The sequence below is a fragment of the Aquimarina besae genome (assembly GCF_042434905.1).
Classification (GTDB): Bacteria; Bacteroidota; Bacteroidia; order Flavobacteriales; family Flavobacteriaceae; genus Aquimarina.
Genome location: NZ_CP170199.1, coordinates 2,325,229 through 2,345,660, shown reverse-complemented (window position 1 = coordinate 2,345,660; position 20,432 = coordinate 2,325,229). Strand labels below are relative to the sequence as shown.

The 20,432-nt window shown below is 33.9% G+C and carries 20 protein-coding genes; 11 read left to right on the top strand and 9 right to left on the bottom strand.

The features are described from left to right. Window positions 1-194 precede the first annotated feature (194 nt). Window positions 195-752: a thioredoxin family protein gene (locus ACE94K_RS10130; protein ID WP_378183708.1), complete on the top strand. Its 558-nt coding sequence runs from the start codon at window positions 195-197 to the stop codon at window positions 750-752. A gap of 17 nt (window positions 753-769) precedes the next feature. On the opposite strand, the gene ACE94K_RS10125 is transcribed toward ACE94K_RS10130, so the two are convergent. From ACE94K_RS10125 to ACE94K_RS10105, 5 genes are all read right to left on the bottom strand, one after another. Continuing rightward, window positions 770-1,288, bottom strand: a complete 519-nt coding sequence (locus tag ACE94K_RS10125; RefSeq protein WP_378183705.1) for a YfiT family bacillithiol transferase — start codon at window positions 1,286-1,288, stop codon at window positions 770-772. Between the two features lie 7 nt (window positions 1,289-1,295). Continuing rightward, window positions 1,296-2,096 (bottom strand): hypothetical protein, encoded by an 801-nt coding sequence (locus ACE94K_RS10120; protein ID WP_378183702.1) that lies wholly within the window; start codon window positions 2,094-2,096, stop codon window positions 1,296-1,298. A gap of 244 nt (window positions 2,097-2,340) precedes the next feature. Then, complete coding sequence (locus ACE94K_RS10115) at window positions 2,341-3,273, bottom strand: peptidylprolyl isomerase (RefSeq protein ID WP_378183699.1); 933 nt, start codon at window positions 3,271-3,273, stop codon at window positions 2,341-2,343. A gap of 512 nt (window positions 3,274-3,785) precedes the next feature. Continuing rightward, the gene (locus tag ACE94K_RS10110; RefSeq protein ID WP_378183696.1) at window positions 3,786-4,583 is read right to left on the bottom strand and encodes a hypothetical protein; all 798 of its coding nucleotides are present in this window, start codon (window positions 4,581-4,583) and stop codon (window positions 3,786-3,788) included. After that, on the bottom strand, window positions 4,580-5,146 hold the full coding sequence (locus ACE94K_RS10105; protein ID WP_378183693.1) for an RNA polymerase sigma factor: 567 nt from the start codon (window positions 5,144-5,146) through the stop codon (window positions 4,580-4,582). The genes ACE94K_RS10110 and ACE94K_RS10105 overlap by 4 nt, the downstream gene beginning before the upstream one ends. Window positions 5,147-5,249: 103 nt before the next feature. Between ACE94K_RS10105 and ACE94K_RS10100 the strand changes: the two genes are divergently transcribed. Next, a complete protein-coding gene (locus ACE94K_RS10100) occupies window positions 5,250-5,807 on the top strand; it encodes a hypothetical protein (protein ID WP_378183690.1) in 558 nt (185 codons plus the stop codon). Next, window positions 5,752-8,592 carry a CHAT domain-containing protein gene (locus ACE94K_RS10095; protein ID WP_378183687.1) on the top strand — a complete coding sequence of 947 codons (2,841 nt, stop codon included), beginning with the start codon at window positions 5,752-5,754 and terminating at the stop codon, window positions 8,590-8,592. Before ACE94K_RS10100 ends, ACE94K_RS10095 begins: the two co-directional genes overlap by 56 nt. On the opposite strand, the gene ACE94K_RS10090 is transcribed toward ACE94K_RS10095, so the two are convergent. Next, window positions 8,581-8,985 carry a hypothetical protein gene (locus ACE94K_RS10090; RefSeq protein ID WP_378183684.1) on the bottom strand — a complete coding sequence of 135 codons (405 nt, stop codon included), beginning with the start codon at window positions 8,983-8,985 and terminating at the stop codon, window positions 8,581-8,583. The genes ACE94K_RS10095 and ACE94K_RS10090 overlap by 12 nt on opposite strands. After that, window positions 8,978-10,879, bottom strand: coding sequence for a histidine kinase (locus ACE94K_RS10085; RefSeq protein ID WP_378183681.1), 1,902 nt, complete (start codon window positions 10,877-10,879; stop codon window positions 8,978-8,980). Before ACE94K_RS10085 ends, ACE94K_RS10090 begins: the two co-directional genes overlap by 8 nt. A gap of 240 nt (window positions 10,880-11,119) precedes the next feature. On the opposite strand from ACE94K_RS10085, the gene ACE94K_RS10080 reads away from it, so the two are divergent. The 4 genes from ACE94K_RS10080 to ACE94K_RS10065 all read left to right on the top strand — a co-directional run bounded on the left by ACE94K_RS10080 (window position 11,120) and on the right by ACE94K_RS10065 (window position 14,072). Then, entirely contained in the window at window positions 11,120-11,860 is a 741-nt protein-coding gene (locus ACE94K_RS10080; protein ID WP_378183678.1) for a LytR/AlgR family response regulator transcription factor, read from the top strand. A 180-nt stretch (window positions 11,861-12,040) separates the two neighbouring features. After that, entirely contained in the window at window positions 12,041-12,262 is a 222-nt protein-coding gene (locus ACE94K_RS10075) for a hypothetical protein (protein ID WP_378183675.1), read from the top strand. 202 nt (window positions 12,263-12,464) lie between these two features. Further along, the gene (locus ACE94K_RS10070; protein ID WP_378183672.1) at window positions 12,465-12,611 is read left to right on the top strand and encodes a hypothetical protein; all 147 of its coding nucleotides are present in this window, start codon (window positions 12,465-12,467) and stop codon (window positions 12,609-12,611) included. A 255-nt stretch (window positions 12,612-12,866) separates the two neighbouring features. Further along, a complete protein-coding gene (locus tag ACE94K_RS10065; protein WP_378183669.1) occupies window positions 12,867-14,072 on the top strand; it encodes a hypothetical protein in 1,206 nt (401 codons plus the stop codon). A gap of 81 nt (window positions 14,073-14,153) precedes the next feature. On the opposite strand, the gene recQ is transcribed toward ACE94K_RS10065, so the two are convergent. Then, the gene (gene recQ, locus ACE94K_RS10060; protein ID WP_378183666.1) at window positions 14,154-16,361 is read right to left on the bottom strand and encodes a DNA helicase RecQ; all 2,208 of its coding nucleotides are present in this window, start codon (window positions 16,359-16,361) and stop codon (window positions 14,154-14,156) included. A 232-nt stretch (window positions 16,362-16,593) separates the two neighbouring features. Between recQ and ACE94K_RS10055 the strand changes: the two genes are divergently transcribed. The 4 genes from ACE94K_RS10055 (at window position 16,594) to lptB (ending at window position 19,561) form a co-directional block, all read left to right on the top strand. Then, window positions 16,594-17,559 (top strand): SIS domain-containing protein, encoded by a 966-nt coding sequence (locus ACE94K_RS10055; protein WP_378183663.1) that lies wholly within the window; start codon window positions 16,594-16,596, stop codon window positions 17,557-17,559. Further along, window positions 17,559-18,395 carry a twin-arginine translocase subunit TatC gene (gene tatC, locus ACE94K_RS10050; RefSeq protein ID WP_378183660.1) on the top strand — a complete coding sequence of 279 codons (837 nt, stop codon included), beginning with the start codon at window positions 17,559-17,561 and terminating at the stop codon, window positions 18,393-18,395. Before ACE94K_RS10055 ends, tatC begins: the two co-directional genes overlap by 1 nt. Continuing rightward, a complete protein-coding gene (locus ACE94K_RS10045) occupies window positions 18,392-18,742 on the top strand; it encodes a carboxymuconolactone decarboxylase family protein (RefSeq protein ID WP_378183657.1) in 351 nt (116 codons plus the stop codon). The genes tatC and ACE94K_RS10045 overlap by 4 nt, the downstream gene beginning before the upstream one ends. Before the next feature lie 78 nt (window positions 18,743-18,820). Next, a complete protein-coding gene (lptB, locus tag ACE94K_RS10040) occupies window positions 18,821-19,561 on the top strand; it encodes an LPS export ABC transporter ATP-binding protein (protein ID WP_378183654.1) in 741 nt (246 codons plus the stop codon). A 63-nt stretch (window positions 19,562-19,624) separates the two neighbouring features. Here the strand turns inward: lptB and ACE94K_RS10035 are convergent, their stop codons facing one another. Then, window positions 19,625-20,386, bottom strand: coding sequence for a CDP-alcohol phosphatidyltransferase family protein (locus tag ACE94K_RS10035; RefSeq protein ID WP_378183651.1), 762 nt, complete (start codon window positions 20,384-20,386; stop codon window positions 19,625-19,627). Between the last annotated feature and the right edge of the window lie 46 nt (window positions 20,387-20,432).

The following is a 20,432-nucleotide window of genomic DNA, read 5'->3' as shown; positions in this document are numbered from 1 at the left end:
TTTATTGTTTTTTAATGGACATACTTCGGTTTAGCTAAGTATAGGAAAAGAATTGCCACATAATCATTTCAGAGTTATCAATCTGATTGTTATGACTTATTTAATAACTACTACATTTTTGTGTAACTAAGATACTATTTTTTAGACGTATTATATATAAAATTGTAATTTCGAACATTCTAAAACTAAGAAATATGGCTCGCACTCCTTCCAACATGTTACCACTAGGCACAATCGCTCCGGATTTCACTCTTGTAGATACTATTACCAATGATAGGCTCTCTTTGAATGATGTTAAAGGTGAAAAAGGGACAGTAGTCATGTTTATTTGTAATCACTGCCCTTTTGTAATTCACGTAAATGAAGAGATTGTAAGAGTAGCTAACGACTATAGAGTACAAGGATTTGGGTTCGTTGCGATCAGTAGTAATGATATTGAAAATTACCCACAAGATGCGCCGGAGCTTATGTGGAAAACGGCGCAAAAAAATAAATATACATTTCCTTATTTGTATGATGAAACGCAAGAAATTGCAAAAGCTTACGATGCTGCTTGTACCCCTGATTTTTATCTTTTCGATGCTGAACTTAAACTGATCTATCGCGGACAGCTAGATGATTCCAGACCCGGAAATGGAATTCCGGTAAATGGTCGTGATCTTCGACAGGCATTGGACGCAGTGCTCAAAAACTCAAAAGTTGTCCAACCTCAAAAACCGAGTATAGGTTGTAATATTAAATGGAAAAATTAATTTCGAAGAGTCTTTCTTTACTTTTTATCGGCGACTATTTGTAAATGTGCTAGGTGATGGTTTCCGTGCCAAGCATATATACCGATATCTTCTGCTAAAGAAATCTTTACATCCCCTTCAGGATGAATGAATACTTTTTGCAAATCATTATCAGACAAACCTTTTAAAAAATACACCCACTTTGCGTGTAAAGCTTTGATCAAATCTAATGACAGGTATACTGGTGCTGATTTTGTGTCAAACAATTCTGCCCAACGATCTTCATAATAAGCTTTTATAGTTGGAGACTCCTCTGTAAGGGCCCACTTAAAACGGATATATCCATTGTGATGACTATCATGTATATGGTGAATCACCTGACGAGCTGTCCACCCGCCTGGTCTGTAAGGAGTTTCCAACTGATCTTCGGTAAAACTAGTAACTAAGTTAGATATTTTAGCAGGTAGCTCTTCTATATCCTTAATCCATTTTGAAACATGCGTTTTCGTAATAGTATCAGGACACTCAAACTTTCCGATCGGATACTGAAGATTCATAGGATTACTATTCTACTTTTTTATATAATACTAAATTTGATGAAGGGTCTTGTAAATCTTTTACCACTAATTCATAGGGGTTTAAGGACTCTATTTTGTATTTATATACGTATTGATCTTTAGGCGAAGAACAATACATTACATCTCCTTTTATTTTGACCTTTAATCTTTTTAAAAATTTACCGTCTCGAAAATTGAATCGTATGCTTTCTTCAAAAATCATATGCTCATCAGGAAATTGTACATTGACCCACTTACCTTGCAACGCTTCATAAGTACTTCTATTTTTAAACTTATCATCCAGCAAAGCCTTCATTCTCATTCCATATTTGACAAAAGACTTCTGCGGTTCAATATTGTCTACCGCATTACCTGTAACTACTTTATTAATTTCAACACCTTTATCATAATAATGATTTGATTCGTAACGAGTAAAAGCATTAGAGTAATCCATCACTCTAAGCCCTTCATCGTTTTTTGTTTCCATGTATTGTCTTTGCTTATAATTCACGTGTATCAATTGATCATTCCAAAAATAAAATACAGTAATAATCATGGCACTGGGCATACCAATTTTTCTGATAATTTTCTTTAATCGCTCGTGTTCATAATATCCGTTTAGCTCGGCACCGTGATCCGCTATCTGATCAAGAAATTCTTCTGGATCCAGTGAAAAAACATCAGATTCGATATAACTATCAATGATTTCGATCTGATCTTTAATAGCTGACATCGCTGCTTCGTCTTTCTGAGAGAAAGAAAAATTTACACAACAAAATGTTAAAAAAATGATTAATATCCGCTTCATAACTAACAAGAATGGGGTTCTTTTTTGTTTTTCATCTCCAAAAAGAGATGGTAAATATCTAAATTATAGATAAGAATGCAGACCCTTTTCGTTAAAACCTGCAAATTATGAAAATAAACTAACTTATTAAAAGACATGTCAAAAATGTTAATAAGAAGTTAAAAGCAATGAATGTGCCAGAATTCAAGAAGAAAAAAACCTCTGAAGTTTTCTCCAGAGGTTTTCACCATATTTTAAAAATCTTTTATTTTACTGCAACCAGTTCTACATCAAAAATCAGTGTAGCGTTTGGAGGGATTACGCCTCCAGCTCCATGTTCTCCATATCCTAAAGAAGGTGGTATCACAAAACGAGCTTTATCTCCAACCTGTAACAACGCAATACCTTCATCCCAACCGGATATCACTTGCCCCGTTCCTAATGAAAAGTCAATAGGTTGATTACGTTTGTAGGAAGAGTCGAAAACAGTTCCATCAGGCAAACTACCTTTGTAATGTACAGAAACTGTATTTCCTTTTTCCGCCTGAGCTCCATCTCCTTTTTGAATGATTTTATAACGTAAACCGCTTTCCGTTTTATCAAATCCAGCAGCTAACTCTTCTAACAATTGTTCTGCTTCTTTCTTTGCAGCAGCTTCTCTTTCAGCTTTTGCGCCATTAAACTGTCTAAACGTTTCTACTGCATTAAAATTTTCTGCTTCTTCTCCTACTCTGATAATTTCTAAAGAATCAATAGTATCTCCTTGTGCTACGGCATTTACTACATCCTGCCCTTCTACTACTTTACCAAACACTGTATGCTTACCATCTAACCAGGAAGTTTCTACATGGGTGATAAAAAACTGACTTCCATTAGTTCCAGGTCCAGCGTTGGCCATAGATAAAACCCCTGGTCCGTCGTGTTTGAGATCTGGATGAATTTCATCATCAAATTTATATCCCGGACCACCTGCTCCGGTACCCTGTGGATCTCCTCCCTGAATCATAAAATCCGGAATAACTCGATGAAATTTCAACCCGTCATAATACGGCTTCCCTTGCGGAATTGCTTGATTTTCCATATTCCCTTCTGCCAAACCTACAAAGTTTCCAACTGTTCCCGGAGTTTTCTTATACTCCAGATTTACCAGAATACTTCCTTTTGATGTGTTAAATTTTGCGTACAATCCGTCTTGCATAACTGCGTGTTTTAAGCTTGTTAAATTTTAGGCTGCAAAGATAGGTAATTGCTTACGGTTTAACACATAAAACCGGGGATTGTTTGCCAATTAGAGTGATTTCTACATAAACATTTGATCGAAAAAACATCCTTCTAAATCTCTCTTCTAAAGGAGATTATTAGCCATAACTCTCACGGAAAGAAGAGATAGTGATAAGAATATGATTTTTATGTAACCATTAATATCCTTACATTTTAAATTAAGACTGTCCAGTAGAGCGTACCACTTATGCACTTTGTAATGTATTGTTATCAGATTGCTACTTAGCTCTTTGATTTAACTTTTTTAAATTTCCTTGTGGTGCATTTCTCTCGTTTCACTTGTAGTATGTAGTAAAAAAAGAAACAAAAAAGAGAAGATGCTTTTTTCAAGCTGTGTCTTAGAACCTAAGCCGGCACACTGGACCAAATTTTTATTAGATGTCTTGAGTCAACGAACTCCGAATTGAAAAACAAGATCCTTTAAGGGATTTAATCAATTTTTTCTAATAGTTCCTGTGCCTCTTGATATTTATAACTGTTTTTGTCTGCGAGGATTGTTTTTATGACTTCTTTCAGTTTTCCCTTCTTTTTTTGTTTTAGATACACTAAAGCCTTGTACCAGTTTGCTTTTTTGGCTTGCAAAGTTTTAGAATTCGCCAAAAGTTCAAATTGAACCAATGCTTCTTGAAACTTATTCAGCTCAGCAAAAGCAATACCATTATAAATATAACTTAAAGGATCAATAGTTTCTTCTGCTTTATGATATGCTGCAAAAGCCTCTGTGGCTTCCTGATACTTTTTATCTTCGAATAACAGTTGTGCATCTTCTAACAGCTTATTTGTATCTTCTCCTCTAGTAACCAGTGAAGGTATTTCATCCATATGTATATAAGAGGCATATAATTCATCATAATTATTCTCTTTAAACACAAACAAGGAAACGGTTAACAACACTGCAATAGATGCTGCAATCCCTATAAACCAAAAGGTTTTATGCTTAGAACTTGATCGATTTTCCAAAATTACTTCTTTAATAGTCGATTTCAAGCCAGCAGCCTCATCGCTTTCAAAAAAGGATTGTAATTGTTTCGCTTTTTTTGTTTTTAATGCACTTTTATCACCTTCTAACCATTGCTGATCTTCATACAAGGTCAACATTTCTTTTTGAAGTCTTAGTTCTTCTGCCAACTCAATATCTGTACGAAGTCTTTCCTCGAAGGCTTGTTTCTCTGAAGCCGACATAGCTCCACTCAGATAATCATCAATTTCTATGGGATAATCCTTCATAATTCTTTGATTTGATTATATCTAGAATCACTTTTAATCAATTTGGTCAATTGTGATTTACAATTAAAAATACGTTGTCTCACTACATTGTCTGTATTATATCCTAGTTTTTCTACGATTTCTTTATATGGCACTTTCTGAAAAAACAATTGTAATAATTGCTTACAATTATCTGACAGTTCGTTTATTTTTTCCTGAAACAGCTCCCACTTCTCCTGCTCTAAAGTTGCCATGGTCATGTCTTCTGCTTCTTTAACATGTTCTAAAGCATCATCATTTGTTACTATGCGTTTTTGTTTATTTAGTTCTCTACGCCATAAATTTCTGCAAACCACAAAGAAATACGGGCCTATAGGTCCTTCGATTGTAAATGCTTTTACTTTATATCTGGCAATTAATTGTATTAAGGCTTTCTGAAAAACATCTTCTGCGTCTGCTGTATCCCCTTTATTGCTGAGCACAAAACTTTGTACTCTAAGAAACTCTTTTTGATACAGATCCTGGATCACTTCTTTCTCTCCGCTTACCAGTTGTTTTAATTGATCTTTTTCAGTTATCTTCATTAAGATATCTTTAACTGTTTAATTTTTTTTACTTTCGCGTGGTAACATTTATTAGGTTAGGGAAACATACTAATAAATAATGAAAACAAAAAACATTTTAAAAATGAAAAAAATCACGTTACTATTAGTAGCGGCAGTCTTTGCCATTGGAATACAAAGCTGCTCAACAGAAGAAGAAGTATTTATTGAGGAAAGTGTAATAAAAAAGGAAAACAACATTCCCGAAAATGCCGTTCATTTTGGTTCGAAAAATATTGCTAAAGTTCCAGAAAAATTTTACAAAAGAATATTTGTACGATATCCTAGAGGTACTAGTTATCAAGAAAGAGTAGATCACGCGACGGAAGTTGGATCTCAAATTTTTGATGATTTTTATGTGGTCTTTGATAATGGATGCGCTTATGTAGATGAATGGTTCTTACGTTGCGATACGTGTCAATTTTCTCCGACGAATACTAAAGAAAGTAAAGTAGTAGATGAAGATGAGCTAACGGCAGCTGACGCCACTGATTCAGATTTAACAGATCCTAATTCTGATCCTACAGTATATGCTGATTGTAGCGACGTTCCGATTGAACAAATAACCATAAACAATAATGGAAATAATGGAGGTAATAATTCAGACCCTTGTGGATTTTGTGCCGGCCAACCTACAGAATAATGTAATATCAATAATCAGCAATAGGAAGCAATGTAAAATGCTTCCTATTTTTTTGATTTTTATAGGATTGCCATATACTTTCTGTAGTGCTCAACAAACATCTATTGCTTTAGATGCTATCCATCAATTGAATCCGGAAGATGATTACGGGAACATGGATCTATACGACTCCCTTTTTACGCATTATAAAAAGACTAAAAACTATAGCCAGTTAGGTTCTGATGCGCATCAATTAGCCAAATGGCTATCCAGAGAAGGGCAATTAGAGAAAACCATAGAAGTTCTAAAAATAGGTATTGAAGCCAGAAAAAATGCGGTCCCCTTCAACCCAGAATTATTAAAAAGAAGTTATGCCAACTTAGGAAAAAATCATAATCTAAAAAAAGATTATGATAAAGCAATAAAGGCTTATCAAGATATGATCAACGTTGAAGAAAACACTATCTTTAATGAAATAGCGTATGTCCGTCTAGGTCGTATATATAAAAAATTAGAAGACCCTTATAAGGCTCTAACAAGTTTTTCCAAAGCATTCAAATTCTTCAATCCAAAAAAAGATAAAGAAAAGATCATTAAAAATCATTTTGAGATTTCCAAAGTACACAGAAGCCTAATATATTATGGATATCAAGAAAAGGATAGTAACTCATACAACGCTTTAAAACATTTAATCACAGCTGATTCTTTAATCAGTAGCTATCCCGAACCGACCTCAGAAAATCTTTTTACTATCAATTTAGAATTAGGAGTGTTTTATTTTTCAGCTAATACCCCACCAAACCCAGAAAAAGCTCTATTCTATTTTGAAAAAGCTTTAAAATATTCAAAAGAAATAGATAACAAAAGATATATCGCTGGCTGTTATATTAACATCGGTCAAACCTATTTACTATTAGAACAGTTTGAAAAATCCGAGCAATACTTTTTTAAAGCATTAGAGGTAATAAATAATAATCAATATCTTAGAGGAATATCTTTTTTAGGTTTAGCGTCTATCGAATCTAAAAAAGAAAATTACGAACAAGCGCAAGAATACTATCAAAAATCTCTGGCTAACATTCTAAAAGTTGAACGTGATAAAAACTGGACTCCCAAAATAAAGGATTTAAAAAATTCTAACCATAAAGATGAAATATTAGAGTTATTTCATTTCAGTGCTGTAGACTATCTAGAACAAAATAAAATTAATAGAGATCCAAAAATATATGACACTTTTCTAAAAACTATTAAATCAGGTGATTCACTTGTAGACTACATCATCTTAGAAAACTTTTCTTATCGAACTAAATTAAAAACAAGAGATATTGGCTCCGAATTCCATAACTTAGGACTAGAAGCTTGTTATCAAACTAACAATCTTAGAGACGCCTTTTATTTTATGGAGAAAAGTAAAGCGGTATTATTAATGCAGGATATTAATGATCAAATTACCTCACTACCTACGAGTGTTCTGTCTAAAAAAGTAAATTATGAGGATGACATCAAAAACTTGCAAAATAACGTATTGATTGCTGTAGATAAAGAGAAGGATTCTTTAGTGTCGCTTATAAAGACCAAAAAAGAACAATTTAATCGTTTTAAAGATTCTATTAGCCTAGAATTTCCCCAATATTTTTCTGCAAAAAAAGTTCCGGAAATTTTACCGCTATCTAAGGTTTCTGTTCCAGAAAATGAAGCCACTATTCAATATTCTATGGCAGAAAGAACGGCTGGCGCATTGCCACATGCATATATGATGGTGCTTACCAATAAGGATCAAAAACTATTTAAAGTACCAAACGTCAAAGAATTGATAGAAGATATCAAGATTCTAAGAAGATTACTAAACCAACCGTTTAAAACATCAGAAGACATCACGACTTATAAACAAACAGCACATAACATATATAAGACACTATTCCCCAATGAAATAAGAACAACACTCCAAAACAAAAAAGTAACTATCATACCGGATCATATGTTGGGGATGATACCTTTTGAAGCATTGATTACAGATCTTGACAAAAGCACCTATCTTATTGAAGAAAGTGAAATCAATTATGCGTTTTCGCTTACGTTTCAAGAGAAAAATGCTACTATCAACAGAGCCGCTGATCAAGATTTTTTAGGTATTGCTCCTGTCAACTTCACTGCTGAGTTAACACCTTTAAAAAATAGTACCAAAGAGATTGCATACGCAAATGATTTGTACGATGGAACTTTACTACTAGACAAAGAAGCTACCAAAGAAAATTTTATAAAACGGATCAAGGACTATAAAATACTGCACCTGGCTACTCACGCAGATGCTTCGGATTCTATTGCGCCCTGGATCGCTTTTCGTAATTCTAAATTAACAGACTTAGAACTTAATTCTCTACAAAGCCAAGCAGAATTGGTAGTATTGAGTGCTTGTAATACCTCTTTAGGAAAAATTAGTCGTGGCGAAGGGATTTTAAGCCTGGCCAGAGGATTCTTTAAATCAGGAGCCAATACAGTGATTCCTTCATTATGGAGCACCAATGATAAGGCCACCGCTACCATCACTTCGGATTTTTATAAAAACCTAAGCGAAGGACAAACCAAATCCGCTGCTTTGCGAACTGCAAAATTAAATTACTTAAAAAATAATAACGATGCCGAAGCATCGCCGCATTACTGGGCATCGCTAGTATTGATTGGAGATAGTGGAACGTTGTTGCCACAAACGAATAACTTATTGTATTTATGGATTGGGTTGGGATTAGTTTTTCTTACATTATTCATCTATCTCTTTAAAACCCAAAAGAAAAAATCAATCCTCTAACAAATAAGGCAATAACATGTTCACTTCTGTACCTGTTCCGTCGGTCACTTCTTTAATGGGAAAAGAAGCTTTTTTACGTAGCGACTTGGAATAAATCTGTAACCGTTCTTTGATAATTTTACCCGAAAAAGATTCAGGTTTATTTACATTCTTAAATTCTGAAGCTTTCGAAATTCCGATGCCGTTATCGGTAATTTTACACTCCACTAATTTACGATCATCATTCATTTGAATATTTACTTCGATCAAACCATCCTTTACCCCTTTTAAACCGTGTTCTATAGAATTTTCGACAAATGGTTGAATGAACATTGGAGGAACATACACCTCTTCTACATCGATGGTATCTGCCACGGTTATCGTATATCTAAACTTGTATCTTCTATTACTCAACTACAAAAGGTAAGAATATTATAACTTCTGTACCTGTTCCCTCTAAAACATTAGTAATTGTATATTTTGCCTTTTTATTCAAGGATTTAGAATAAATCTCTAAACGTTCCTGGATAATTTTACCAGAAAATGATTCGTCTGTATTACTATTCAGATCTTTGTTTTTAGAGATCTTAGAAAAACCTATACCATTATCTACTATTTTACATTTTAGCAAAGAATCCTGTACCTTTGCTGTAATTTGTATTCTAATAGTTCCGTTCTCTATACCTTGTAAACCGTGTTCTATCGAATTTTCTATAAACGGCTGAATAAACATTGGAGGTATATAAGTTCCTTCTTTATCAATATCTTTTTCAATATCGAGGGTGTAGCTAAACTTTTGTGAGAAATTTGATTGTAATTCCAGGTAATCTTCTACCGACTGTAATTCATCTTCTAAAGAAATAAACTCTTCTCTCGAATTTTTAAGAATCAGACGGATCAGACTACTCAATTTTGCAATGTATTTTGATGTATTCTCAGAATTTCTACTCGCTAAACTGCTTACTGTACTTAAAGCATTAAACACAAAATGTGGATTGAGTTGGGATCGTAGTAGTCGTTGCTTTAAATTGGCGGTTTCATACTTACTTTTAAGCTTTCTCTGCCTAAAGATAAGGATTGATATCCCTATGATTAATCCCAATAATACAAATAGCGTAACGGCAATAACATTTCGTTGATTGATAATAGTTTTTTGCTCTTCTGTTTCTGCTTCTAATTGCGCTATGGACTTATCTTTTTCCTTTACTTCATAAGCTATGTTAAGCTCTATAAGCTTCTCATCTAATGTCTGTTGAATAAATTCTTCTAACACCGAACTTTTAGCCTTCGCTACCTCAAATACTTTCTGAGTCTGACCTTTCATTGCGTAAGCTTCCATAAGGTAATCCATCGCAACCGAATTTAAAGATTTAATATTTTCGTCAATTTTTTCTATACCGGATATACTATCTAGTACAACCTCTAATCCAGAAATTGCTTCGTCAACTTTTCCTTTCTTTAATAAAACATAATTATAGTTAGCAAGTGTAAAATATGTAGATGCAGAATAATAGGAAACGGGATGAAGATCAAGAACTTCTTTTGATTTAGTATAATAATACAGAGTAGAATCTAAGTTTCCTTGTTCTCTAAACAAATCTCCCATATTATTATAAGCAGCACTTACTCCTGTAAAATGATCATATTTTAATCGGTTCTTTATGGATTTTCGATAGTAGTACAGAGCTGAATCTTTTTTACCAAACTCATCATATAAAATTCCTAGATGGTTATAAGTCGGTGCAGCTTCACTCGGAATAGCCATATAAGTAGAATCTTTGGCTAGCGATAATCGATATTCAAAAGCCTTTTTCTTATCTCCCATCCTAAGGTAATTTCCCGCCAAACTTGCGATGATCCAAGGATTTACTTTACTGTTGTAGTTTGGATACTTATCAATTTCATTTACTGACTTTAAAAGATACTCTGTAGACTTTCTATAATCTTTTTTATAATCAGTTAGAACCATTCCCATATAGAGGTATATCTCTTTTAAATATTTTCCCTCTTCAGTTCGTTTTTCTGGAGAAAGATTTTTGTTTTCAAAGAATTGTAATCCTTCTGTTGCATAGAGTAATAGTGAATCGGGTTTTCGTTGTCGCAGATAATGATAGCTCATTTGGCGATAATAATTCATCCATCCAACTAAGGCTTCATCAGACTCCAACATGGTTTTAAATTGCTCTAGTCGTGTAGGTTTTGCTCCTCTTAGCTTAAAACTATCTACTTCTTTTTGGGTGTATACCCTATGCTGTGCTATCGACTTATGAGTAAAAATTAATAATAACAGAATAAGTATTTTTTTCATGTATATTTTGTTCAGTTATCCATCCAAAAGTAAGTATTTTAGTAAGAATATTTTTTTTGATGAATATCACGTTGCTTCGCTATCAAACAGAATCATTCGATAAAGATTTTACAGTTAATTGAGTCTAAGCCAAGGTACCATTTAAAAGGAAAGTGATTTTTAACAGTTGCTATATAAAAATGCATTTTTGAAAGTAACACTGTATATGATATTGTTACCAATAGTAAAACTATATTCTAAATGAACTCAGAAATTCCGGTTATTATAATTGAAGATGATGTAGAGGCCAAAATACATTTATCTACTATACTCAGTAAACATTTTTCAAATATAAAAATAGTAGCTACTTCAGACACTATAAAAGAAGCTGTTTCTGTGCTCTACACTTACAATCCGGAAATTGTTTTCATGGATATAGAGCTAAAAGATGGTACTGGTTTTGAAATCCTTGACACCATAGATAATTATGATTTTGAAATTATATTTGTTACTGCACACGCCGATTATTTGAAACAAGCAATTTCTTATTATGCCTTCAATTTTATCACCAAACCTATTGATGAAGAACACCTGATCAAAGCAGTTAACCGGTACATCCAGCTTAAAAATCGTTTATTCACCAAAAAGAAATATCTCTTATTTAAAGAATTTATATCCGATTCAAGATTACTCATCAATACAGGACATGAACATATTTCTTTAGAGATTGAAAACATCATTCGGTGCGAAGCAGATGGTAATTACACCTTTTTTGTGATGAATTCTAAAGAAAAATATATGGCATCTAATTACCTTAAGTACTATGAAGGTTTATTAGGTAAAAAAGGTTTCTTTAGAGCAAACAGATCTACTTTGATAAATATCAAACATATACGCTCCATTTATAAAAAAGAATCTATTATACTTTCTAATAAAGATAAGGTTACAGTTTCGGTCAGAAACCGATCTAAACTTTCTGATCTCATTCAGGAACTCACCTAAATAATAAATACATCTACGCTCATCTATCCATTACCTCCGCTTATCCATTTATAACAAAAAAACGGTCATTTGTTCATTAAGTTTATGCTGTAGTATCGATTTGATATTTCATTCATAGACATATATCCTGAGTGTCTCTAATAGGTTCGGGAATTTAGAATTCAAAAAAAACAAAAACTTATGTTACAAAACATTTTAGAATTACAGGGTGCACAAAAATTAAACAACAATCAGAAGAGAAGTATAAATGGCGGTATGTTATCAGCTGGATCAGGTTGCAACAACAATGGAGATGCCATTTGTTGTGGAACTGCTAGCTGGCAATGTGGTACTACACAATCAGAAGGAGGTACTTTTGAAGGAAGATATTTCAATGGAAATCCCGTTTGTGTTTGTTTTTAATCTTAATTAAAAATATAATTTGAATATCCGTTAATACTCATTATCCATACGACACCTTGAACTTCTTTCAAGGACTCAATTAGCAAATCACTATGGGTATTTGTCTATAAGATATTGAAACCTGTTCAACAAGACACTAATATGGAATTATTGCTAATTACGGACAATCAAAAAGTATAGGCAATTATTTAAACCAAAACCTATGTTAAACAACATTTTAAAATTTGACGGAGTTCACCAATTGGACAAAAACAAACAAAAACAAATCAATGGAGGTTCGCTAAACTCTTGCTTTCCTTATCTTCCGGAAGGAGGTTGTTTTAGCGGGCCGGAACATTGTAATATTTGAAATCTACCGAAATGTCCGGATGCACCGGATGAAAACCATTAATTTTTAATTATTATTATAAAAAGTTTCAGCTTGACTGGAACTTTTTTTTCAAACTAAGTTCAAAATTTACTTCCTGCGATCTGAAAAACAAACATCATCTATGATCCTTATACTCAATTTTTCGTAACTTCTTTGTGCTATTTCCATCCCAAATCATTTGATTCTTAACAAAAAAACTATATTTGTTGCTTCACAAACTCAGATCATCTATTCATGAAATCATTATTTTGTTTTGTAGTGGGTATATTATGTATGTCTGCTATTAGCGCACAAAGCATTTATGAAGCGGGATATTTTATTGATAACAATGGTAAGAAAACAGAATGCCTTATCAAAAAACTTCCCTGGAGAACTAACCCCACCGAATTTCAATGGAAAAAAACAATTTCTTCCAGTCCTAAAACTGAAGTAATTGAGGACATTAAGGAATTTGCAGTTGGTGAAGACTACCGCTATAAAAGATATATTCTTCAATTTGACCTTAATGGCGATACTGTTGGAAAGTCTACGAAATCCAAAGACCCGGATCTCACATATAAAAAAATATTCTTAAGAACCATTCTGAAAAGTAAAACTACCCTCTTCCAATATTCTAAAGATGATGTTCATCGATTCTTCTATACAAATCCAGAAACAGTATATCCGGAACTTTTAGTTTATAAGGTTTTTTATACGCCCGATGAGAGCAAAAAACCAGGAAAGAAAGTTATTCCACAAGAAAACAATACATACCAACAGCAATTGGCAGAGAAAATAAAATGTGGTAAACAAGATCCATCTAAACTTACGTACACACAAGGAGATCTAAAACGCTATTTTAAAAAGTATAATGAATGTAAAGGAAATAAAATAGACTACATCATTCGTAAAAAGATCAACCAAACCAGAATTGGTATTGTTGCAGCAGCAGACTTAACAGGTTTCACTCATAACTCTATAATAGGAAGTGCGGGAAATGTTAACTATGATGATGTCTTCGTTCCGAGATATGGAATATTTGTTGAAACATTTATTCCATTTTCTAAAGTCGATTTAAGTTTCTTTCTAGAATCTACGTATAAAGCTTTTTCTACAGAGGGAAGTGATCTTGCCATTGCTAATAGTGAATTCAAATTGGATTATAAAAGTATCAATGTGGCAGTCGGACCTAGGTTTCACATCTATCTAAGTTCTAAATTTGAGTTGTTCTTGGAAGGAGGTCTTACCGTAGATTTTAACTTGGGTACAGAATCCAATGTCTTTGCAGAGAATGAAATCGAAAATACAACAACTGACTATTTTTATGGAGGAGGTTTTGGATCCGGTCGCTTTAAAATTGGATTTAGACAATATACACCCAAAAATATATCCAAAAGTACCTTAATACCAGATTCAGAATTGACCACATCTAGTTTGTATGTTTCTTTTAATATTTTTTAATACGTCAAACTTGCTAATACAATATATAAGAAAGGCTTTGAAAATTTTCAAAGCCTTTTTGATTATCTATGCTTTTAGCTATTAATTTGCTACGTCACTAATAAATTTAATACGATATAATCTCAATTCTTCATCATCGTAATCACCGTCAAATTCTTCGATTGCCGTATCAATTTTATCACTTTCGGCCTCTATAAAATATTCGTGAATTTCTTCTTGCTGATCCTCATCAAGGATTTCATCTATCCAATAAGTGATGTTTAGTTTTGTGCCACTGTATACAATAGCTTCCATCTCTTTAATAAATTCTGGCATGTCCATACCTTTAGCCGCCGCAATATCATCAAGAGGCAGTTTTCTATCTACATTTTGTATTATATACAATTTGAGTCCGCTATTCGCTCCGGTACTTTTGACAACAAAGTCATCAGGACGCATTATATCATTTTCTTCTACGTACTTAGCTATCAAATCCACAAATTCTTTTCCATATTTCTTGGCCTTCCCTTCCCCTACACCGTGCACATTGCCCAGCTCTTCAATATTTACAGGATACTTAAGTGCCATATCTTCTAAAGATGGATCTTGAAATACTACAAATGGTGGGACTCCTAGTTTTTTAGCAACACTCTTTCTTAGATCCTTGAGCATTCCTACCAATCGATCGTCTGTTCCTCCTGCTTTGTTACCTGATTTAGCGGCAGTAATAATAGAATCATCGCTAGTTTCATTATACACGTGATCTTCGGTCATCATAAAACTTACGGGGTTATCGATAAAATCTTTCCCTTCGGGAGTAATTCTTATCACGCCATAGGTTTCTATATCCTTTCTGAGATATCCGGAAACCAGCACTTGCCTGATCAAAGCCATCCAGTATTTATCATCTCTGGATTTACCACTTCCGAAAAAAGGTTGCTCGTTTGTTTTATGTGATATGATGAGTGCATTACTTTTACCAATCAGAGTATTTACTACTTCTTTTGATTTATAAATCTCTCCTGTTTTATTGACTACTTTTAACAAAAGTTGTACTTCATCTTTGGCCTCGTGTTTTTTCTTAGGATTACGCACATTGTCATCCATGTCTGCTCCTTCTCCGCTCACCTCATCAAACTCTTCACCAAAATAGTGTAAAATGAATTTACGTCTGGAAATCGAAGTTTCTGCAAAAGCAACTACCTCTTGCAAAAGCGCGTGACCAATTTCCTGTTCTGCCACAGGCTTTCCGCTCATAAATTTTTCGAGCTTCTCAATATCTTTATATGCATAATATGCCAAACAGTGACCTTCTCCACCATCTCTACCCGCACGACCAGTTTCCTGATAATAGCTTTCTATACTTTTTGGAATGTCATGATGAATAACAAAACGAACATCGGGTTTGTCAATCCCCATTCCAAATGCAATGGTGGCTACCACAACATCAGCATCTTCCATCAGAAACATATCCTGATGTTTAGCTCTTGTCTTAGCATCCAATCCAGCGTGATATGGAACGGCTTTTACTCCATTTACCTCAAGGGTTTGGGCTAGTTCTTCAACACGTTTCCTGCTTAAACAATATACAATACCGCTTTTACCACTATTCTGTTTGACAAAACGAATAATATCAGCATCTACATTTTTTGTTTTTGGTCGTATCTCGTAGAATAAATTGGGCCTATTGAACGATGCCTTAAACGTTTGGGCATTGCTCATGGCCAAGTTCTTAAGAATATCTTCTTGGACTTTGGGTGTAGCCGTTGCAGTCAGTCCTATGATAGGAATGTCTTCTCCTATTCGTTTGATAATATTTCTAAGATTTCTGTATTCAGGTCTAAAATCATGACCCCACTCACTAATGCAATGAGCTTCATCAACTGCTAGAAATGAAATTTTTTGTTCTTTCAGAAAATCCACATATTCTTCTTTGGTAAGAGACTCTGGCGCCACGTACAGTAGTTTGGTCACACCACTGACAATGTCGTCTTTTACTCTCTTAACCTCAGATTTATTAAGGGAAGAATTTAATACATGTGCTATCCCTTCTTCGGAAGAAATACTTCGAATAGCGTCTACCTGATTTTTCATTAGTGCGATTAAAGGGGATACTACAATCGCAGTTCCTTCACACATTAAGGCAGGAAGCTGGTAGCAAAGGGATTTTCCACCACCTGTAGGCATTATTACAAAAGTATTTTGTTTACTTAAAATACTTTCTATCACCTTCTCCTGCAATCCTCTAAATTGACTAAAACCAAAGTACTTTTTTAGAGCTCCTTGTAAGTCAGTTTTGTTCAAACTCATTAAATCATCTAACTTTTATATACCAATTAAATTAAAATCGCTATCACTCAAACCTTTTTCCCCAATAAAGATTTAGTGGATTGTTCTTTTTTTAAAAAAGTCACCAAAGATAAGCAAACAAAAAATAGTAAGCTTTTTTTCAGCACTATTTAAAATTCATAAGGTATTACATACCTTTGCATAAATTAAAGATAATAAAATCTTTATTTATAACACGCAAATTTTATAAATTTTGAACACCCTCGATACGATTATTTCTTTTGCCCAACAAACCATTAATGAAGAAGCGAAAGCTATTGCACATCTAGAAGAACTGATTGATCAGGAATTCGCTGAAGCAGTTCATACCATACATAATTCTAATGGTCGCGTTATTATCACTGGGATAGGCAAAAGTGCTATTATTGCTTCAAAAATAGTAGCTACTATGAATTCTACTGGCACTCCCGCTGTATTCATGCACGCGGCAGATGCGATTCACGGAGATTTAGGAAATATCCTTAAAGATGATGTCGTTATTTGTATTTCAAAAAGCGGAAACACTCCTGAGATTAAAGTATTGGTCCCTTTGATTAAAAACTTTAACAATACATTAATTGGAATTACATCTAATAAGGATTCATTTTTAGGTCAGGAAGCTGATTTTGTTTTACACGCTTATGTAGAAAAAGAGGCTTGCCCTAATAACTTAGCTCCCACTACCAGTACAACAGCACAATTAGTAATAGGTGATGCTGTTGCTGTATGCTTATTGCACCTTAAAGGATTCTCGAGTAAAGACTTTGCAAAATATCATCCCGGAGGTGCATTAGGTAAAAAGTTATATCTTCGGGTTAATGACATTGTTTCTAAAAATGAAAAGCCAGAAGTTAGTCCAGATTCCAATATTAACGCTGTGATTGTAGAAATGACAGAAAAAAGACTAGGTGCTACTGCCGTGACTGAGAATGACAAAATTATAGGGATCATCACAGACGGAGATTTACGACGAATGTTAACCACAAACACTTCGTTCAACGGATTAACTGCCAAAGATATTATGTCTCCCAGTCCAAAACGTATTGATGTGGATGCCATGGCTGTAGATGCCTTAGATCGACTGGAAGAATATGGTATCTCACAGTTATTAGCGGAAGAAAAAGGAAAGTATGCTGGTCTTTTACACATTCATGATCTAATGAGAGAAGGTATTTTATAATGGCAAATAGAAAAACAAAAGATCCGCAATCCATGTCATTTCTGGATCATCTGGAAGAATTACGATGGCATTTAATTAGAGCAACAATAGCAGTATTGATCGCTGCAGTTGCAGCTTTTATAGCGAAGGAATTTATTTTTGACGTATTAATTTTTGGGCCTAAAAAAGCGGATTTCCCTACCTACAAAGGACTTTGTAATTTATCAAAACTATTAGGTTTGGATGAGAGTTTATGTTTTAAGGAATTACCTTTTAGTGTTCAAAGCAGAAAAGTAGCCGGACAGTTTTCTGTACATATCTGGACATCTATTACTGCTGGTTTTATAGCGGCTTTTCCTTATGTTCTATATGAATTTTGGAAATTTATTGCTCCGGCAATGTATGATAAAGAAAAAAAATATTCTAAAGGGTTTATCCTTATTTGCTCTTTTCTATTTTTCTTGGGAGTTCTTTTTGGATACTACGTAATAACTCCATTATCCATTAATTTTTTAGGAGGATATCAAGTTAGTGACGAAGTGCTTAATGAATTTGATATTGATAGCTATATTGGTTTATTGAGAGCTTCGGTAATTGCCTGTGGGCTAATATTCGAGTTACCCGTAATTATGTTTTTCCTGACCAAAGTAGGATTGGTCACCCCAGAGTTTCTAAAGAAATATCGAAAATTTGCCTTAGTTATCGTATTAATCTTATCAGCAATAATTACGCCACCGGATATTGCGAGTCAGGTAATCGTTGCTATTCCGATACTGATATTATACGAAGTAAGTATTTTTATTTCCAAACTAGTAGTTAAAAGACAAAACAAAAAATTAATTCCACAAACTAAATGAGCAACATAGTAAACGAGTTTAACGAATATCGAGAGAAAATGAACGCTCGTATTTTAGAAGATAATAATAAAATTATCAAAAGAATCTTCAATTTAGACACCAATGCCTATATGAAAGGGGCTTTGGATGTAAAAACCAAAGAATTGCTAGGATTAGTTGCATCAACAGTTCTAAGATGTGATGATTGTGTGAAATATCATTTAGAAACCTGCTATAAAGAAGGCCTAACAAAAGAAGAGGTGGTTGAATCGTTAAGCATTGCTACTCTAGTTGGAGGTACCATCGTTATACCTCATCTCCGACGTGCTTATGAATTTTGGGATGCACTGGAAGCTCAAGAATCATAAATCCAAGGTTTAAATAATAATGTACATTTATCAATATTTTTTTAGCAACACTCTATATTTAAAGAAGTCATTCTGATTATGAAGTTAAAAGCGGATAATTTAATAAAGTCATACAAGGGAAGAAAAGTAGTAAAAGGAATTTCTCTGGAAGTTAATCAAGGAGAAATCGTAGGACTTTTAGGTCCCAACGGTGCCGGTAAAACCACTTCTTTTTATATGATCGTTGGTTTGGTAAAACCGAACGGCGGAAAGATTACATTGGATAATATTGATATTACTAAATTTCCTATGTATAAACGTGCACAAAACGGAATTGGATATTTAGCCCAGGAAGCATCTGTTTTTAGAAAATTAAGTATTGAAGATAATATACTCAGCGTGTTACAGCTGACCAAGCTTTCTAAAAAAGAGCAGTTACATAAAATGGAATCTTTAATAGAGGAATTTGGTTTAGGACACATCAGAAAAAATCGTGGTGATCTGTTAAGCGGTGGAGAAAGAAGACGTACAGAAATTGCGAGAGCATTGGCTACAGATCCTAACTTTATTTTATTGGACGAACCGTTTGCCGGAGTAGATCCGGTAGCGGTAGAAGATATCCAGCGAATTGTAGCACAGCTAAAAAACAAAAACATTGGTATCCTAATCACGGATCATAACGTACAAGAGACGTTAGCAATTACCGACAGAACCTATCTCATGTTTGAAGGAAGTATTCTTAAAGCAGGGATTCCAGAGGAGTTAGCAGAGGATGAAATGGTACGTAAGGTATATCTGGGTCAGAATTTTGAATTAAGAAAGAAGAAACTGGATTTTTAGTAGTAGGAATAAATCAATGTCCGTTTTGTTATGTTTTATACTTAAAACCTACCCAAGTACTGACTAATCACTCGCAGATTTCTTTTTAAAAATCACTGACATTAAAACGTACAACAGGATAACACAAGGTATCGCGACAAACTGAAGCAATACTAACAATATAACCGCAAGCATTAGGAAAATATATCTTACTTTATTCTCTGCAAACCCCCAGGTTTTAAATTTTAGCGCAAACAATCTAATTTCTGCATTGAGCATGTAACAACTTACCAATATCAAACCAATCAAAAACAAAGGGTTTAAAATAATATTCTGAATCCATTCTTCGTTTTGAAATTCAAGAATTAACGGTAAGCTTAAAATCAACAAAGCGTTGGCCGGTGTTGGTAACCCTATGAAGGAGGTAGTTTGTCGTGTGTCAATATTAAATTTGGCTAATCGATATGCAGATGCTAATGTTATCAATAATCCCAGAAAAGTAAGATAAGTCCAAAAACTATCGCCAAAGGTTTGATTAGAATCCCACGCATTAAATAGAGTGTTTGACGGGCTTACAAAAGCCTTTCCTAATAATTGAAACATTACAATGCCAGGCACCAATCCACTGGTAACCAGATCTGCCAGAGAATCTAATTGTAATCCAAGTTCACTTTGCACTTTTAAAATCCTGGCAGCAAAACCATCTAAAAAGTCAAATCCAATACCCAGAGCTACAAAAAGTGCTGCCAGTGCTAAGCTATCGTGTACCGCTAGCATCGTAGCAATGCATCCACAAAAAAGATTAAGAAGGGTAATAAAGTTAGGAATATGCTTTTTAAGCTGCATAAGATTTGAATTTTTGTAAAAATAGCAAACTATTTCCGTCTATTAA

What these genes read in the sequence shown, in the direction of transcription:
- ACE94K_RS10085 (WP_378183681.1), bottom strand. Translation starts at nt 10,879, where the DNA reads ATGAAAAAAATACTTATTCTGTTATTATTAATTTTTACTCATAAGTCG.
- ACE94K_RS10130 (WP_378183708.1), top strand. Translation starts at nt 195, where the DNA reads ATGGCTCGCACTCCTTCCAACATGTTACCACTAGGCACAATCGCTCCG.
- ACE94K_RS10110 (WP_378183696.1), bottom strand. Translation starts at nt 4,583, where the DNA reads ATGAAGGATTATCCCATAGAAATTGATGATTATCTGAGTGGAGCTATG.
- lptB (WP_378183654.1), top strand. Translation starts at nt 18,821, where the DNA reads ATGAAGTTAAAAGCGGATAATTTAATAAAGTCATACAAGGGAAGAAAA.
- ACE94K_RS10095 (WP_378183687.1), top strand. Translation starts at nt 5,752, where the DNA reads ATGGAGGTAATAATTCAGACCCTTGTGGATTTTGTGCCGGCCAACCTA.
- ACE94K_RS10080 (WP_378183678.1), top strand. Translation starts at nt 11,120, where the DNA reads ATGAACTCAGAAATTCCGGTTATTATAATTGAAGATGATGTAGAGGCC.
- ACE94K_RS10125 (WP_378183705.1), bottom strand. Translation starts at nt 1,288, where the DNA reads ATGAATCTTCAGTATCCGATCGGAAAGTTTGAGTGTCCTGATACTATT.
- ACE94K_RS10115 (WP_378183699.1), bottom strand. Translation starts at nt 3,273, where the DNA reads ATGCAAGACGGATTGTACGCAAAATTTAACACATCAAAAGGAAGTATT.
- ACE94K_RS10065 (WP_378183669.1), top strand. Translation starts at nt 12,867, where the DNA reads ATGAAATCATTATTTTGTTTTGTAGTGGGTATATTATGTATGTCTGCT.
- ACE94K_RS10100 (WP_378183690.1), top strand. Translation starts at nt 5,250, where the DNA reads ATGAAAAAAATCACGTTACTATTAGTAGCGGCAGTCTTTGCCATTGGA.
- ACE94K_RS10035 (WP_378183651.1), bottom strand. Translation starts at nt 20,386, where the DNA reads ATGCAGCTTAAAAAGCATATTCCTAACTTTATTACCCTTCTTAATCTT.
- ACE94K_RS10075 (WP_378183675.1), top strand. Translation starts at nt 12,041, where the DNA reads ATGTTACAAAACATTTTAGAATTACAGGGTGCACAAAAATTAAACAAC.
- tatC (WP_378183660.1), top strand. Translation starts at nt 17,559, where the DNA reads ATGGCAAATAGAAAAACAAAAGATCCGCAATCCATGTCATTTCTGGAT.
- ACE94K_RS10120 (WP_378183702.1), bottom strand. Translation starts at nt 2,096, where the DNA reads ATGAAGCGGATATTAATCATTTTTTTAACATTTTGTTGTGTAAATTTT.
- ACE94K_RS10070 (WP_378183672.1), top strand. Translation starts at nt 12,465, where the DNA reads ATGTTAAACAACATTTTAAAATTTGACGGAGTTCACCAATTGGACAAA.
- ACE94K_RS10105 (WP_378183693.1), bottom strand. Translation starts at nt 5,146, where the DNA reads ATGAAGATAACTGAAAAAGATCAATTAAAACAACTGGTAAGCGGAGAG.
- recQ (WP_378183666.1), bottom strand. Translation starts at nt 16,361, where the DNA reads ATGAGTTTGAACAAAACTGACTTACAAGGAGCTCTAAAAAAGTACTTT.
- ACE94K_RS10045 (WP_378183657.1), top strand. Translation starts at nt 18,392, where the DNA reads ATGAGCAACATAGTAAACGAGTTTAACGAATATCGAGAGAAAATGAAC.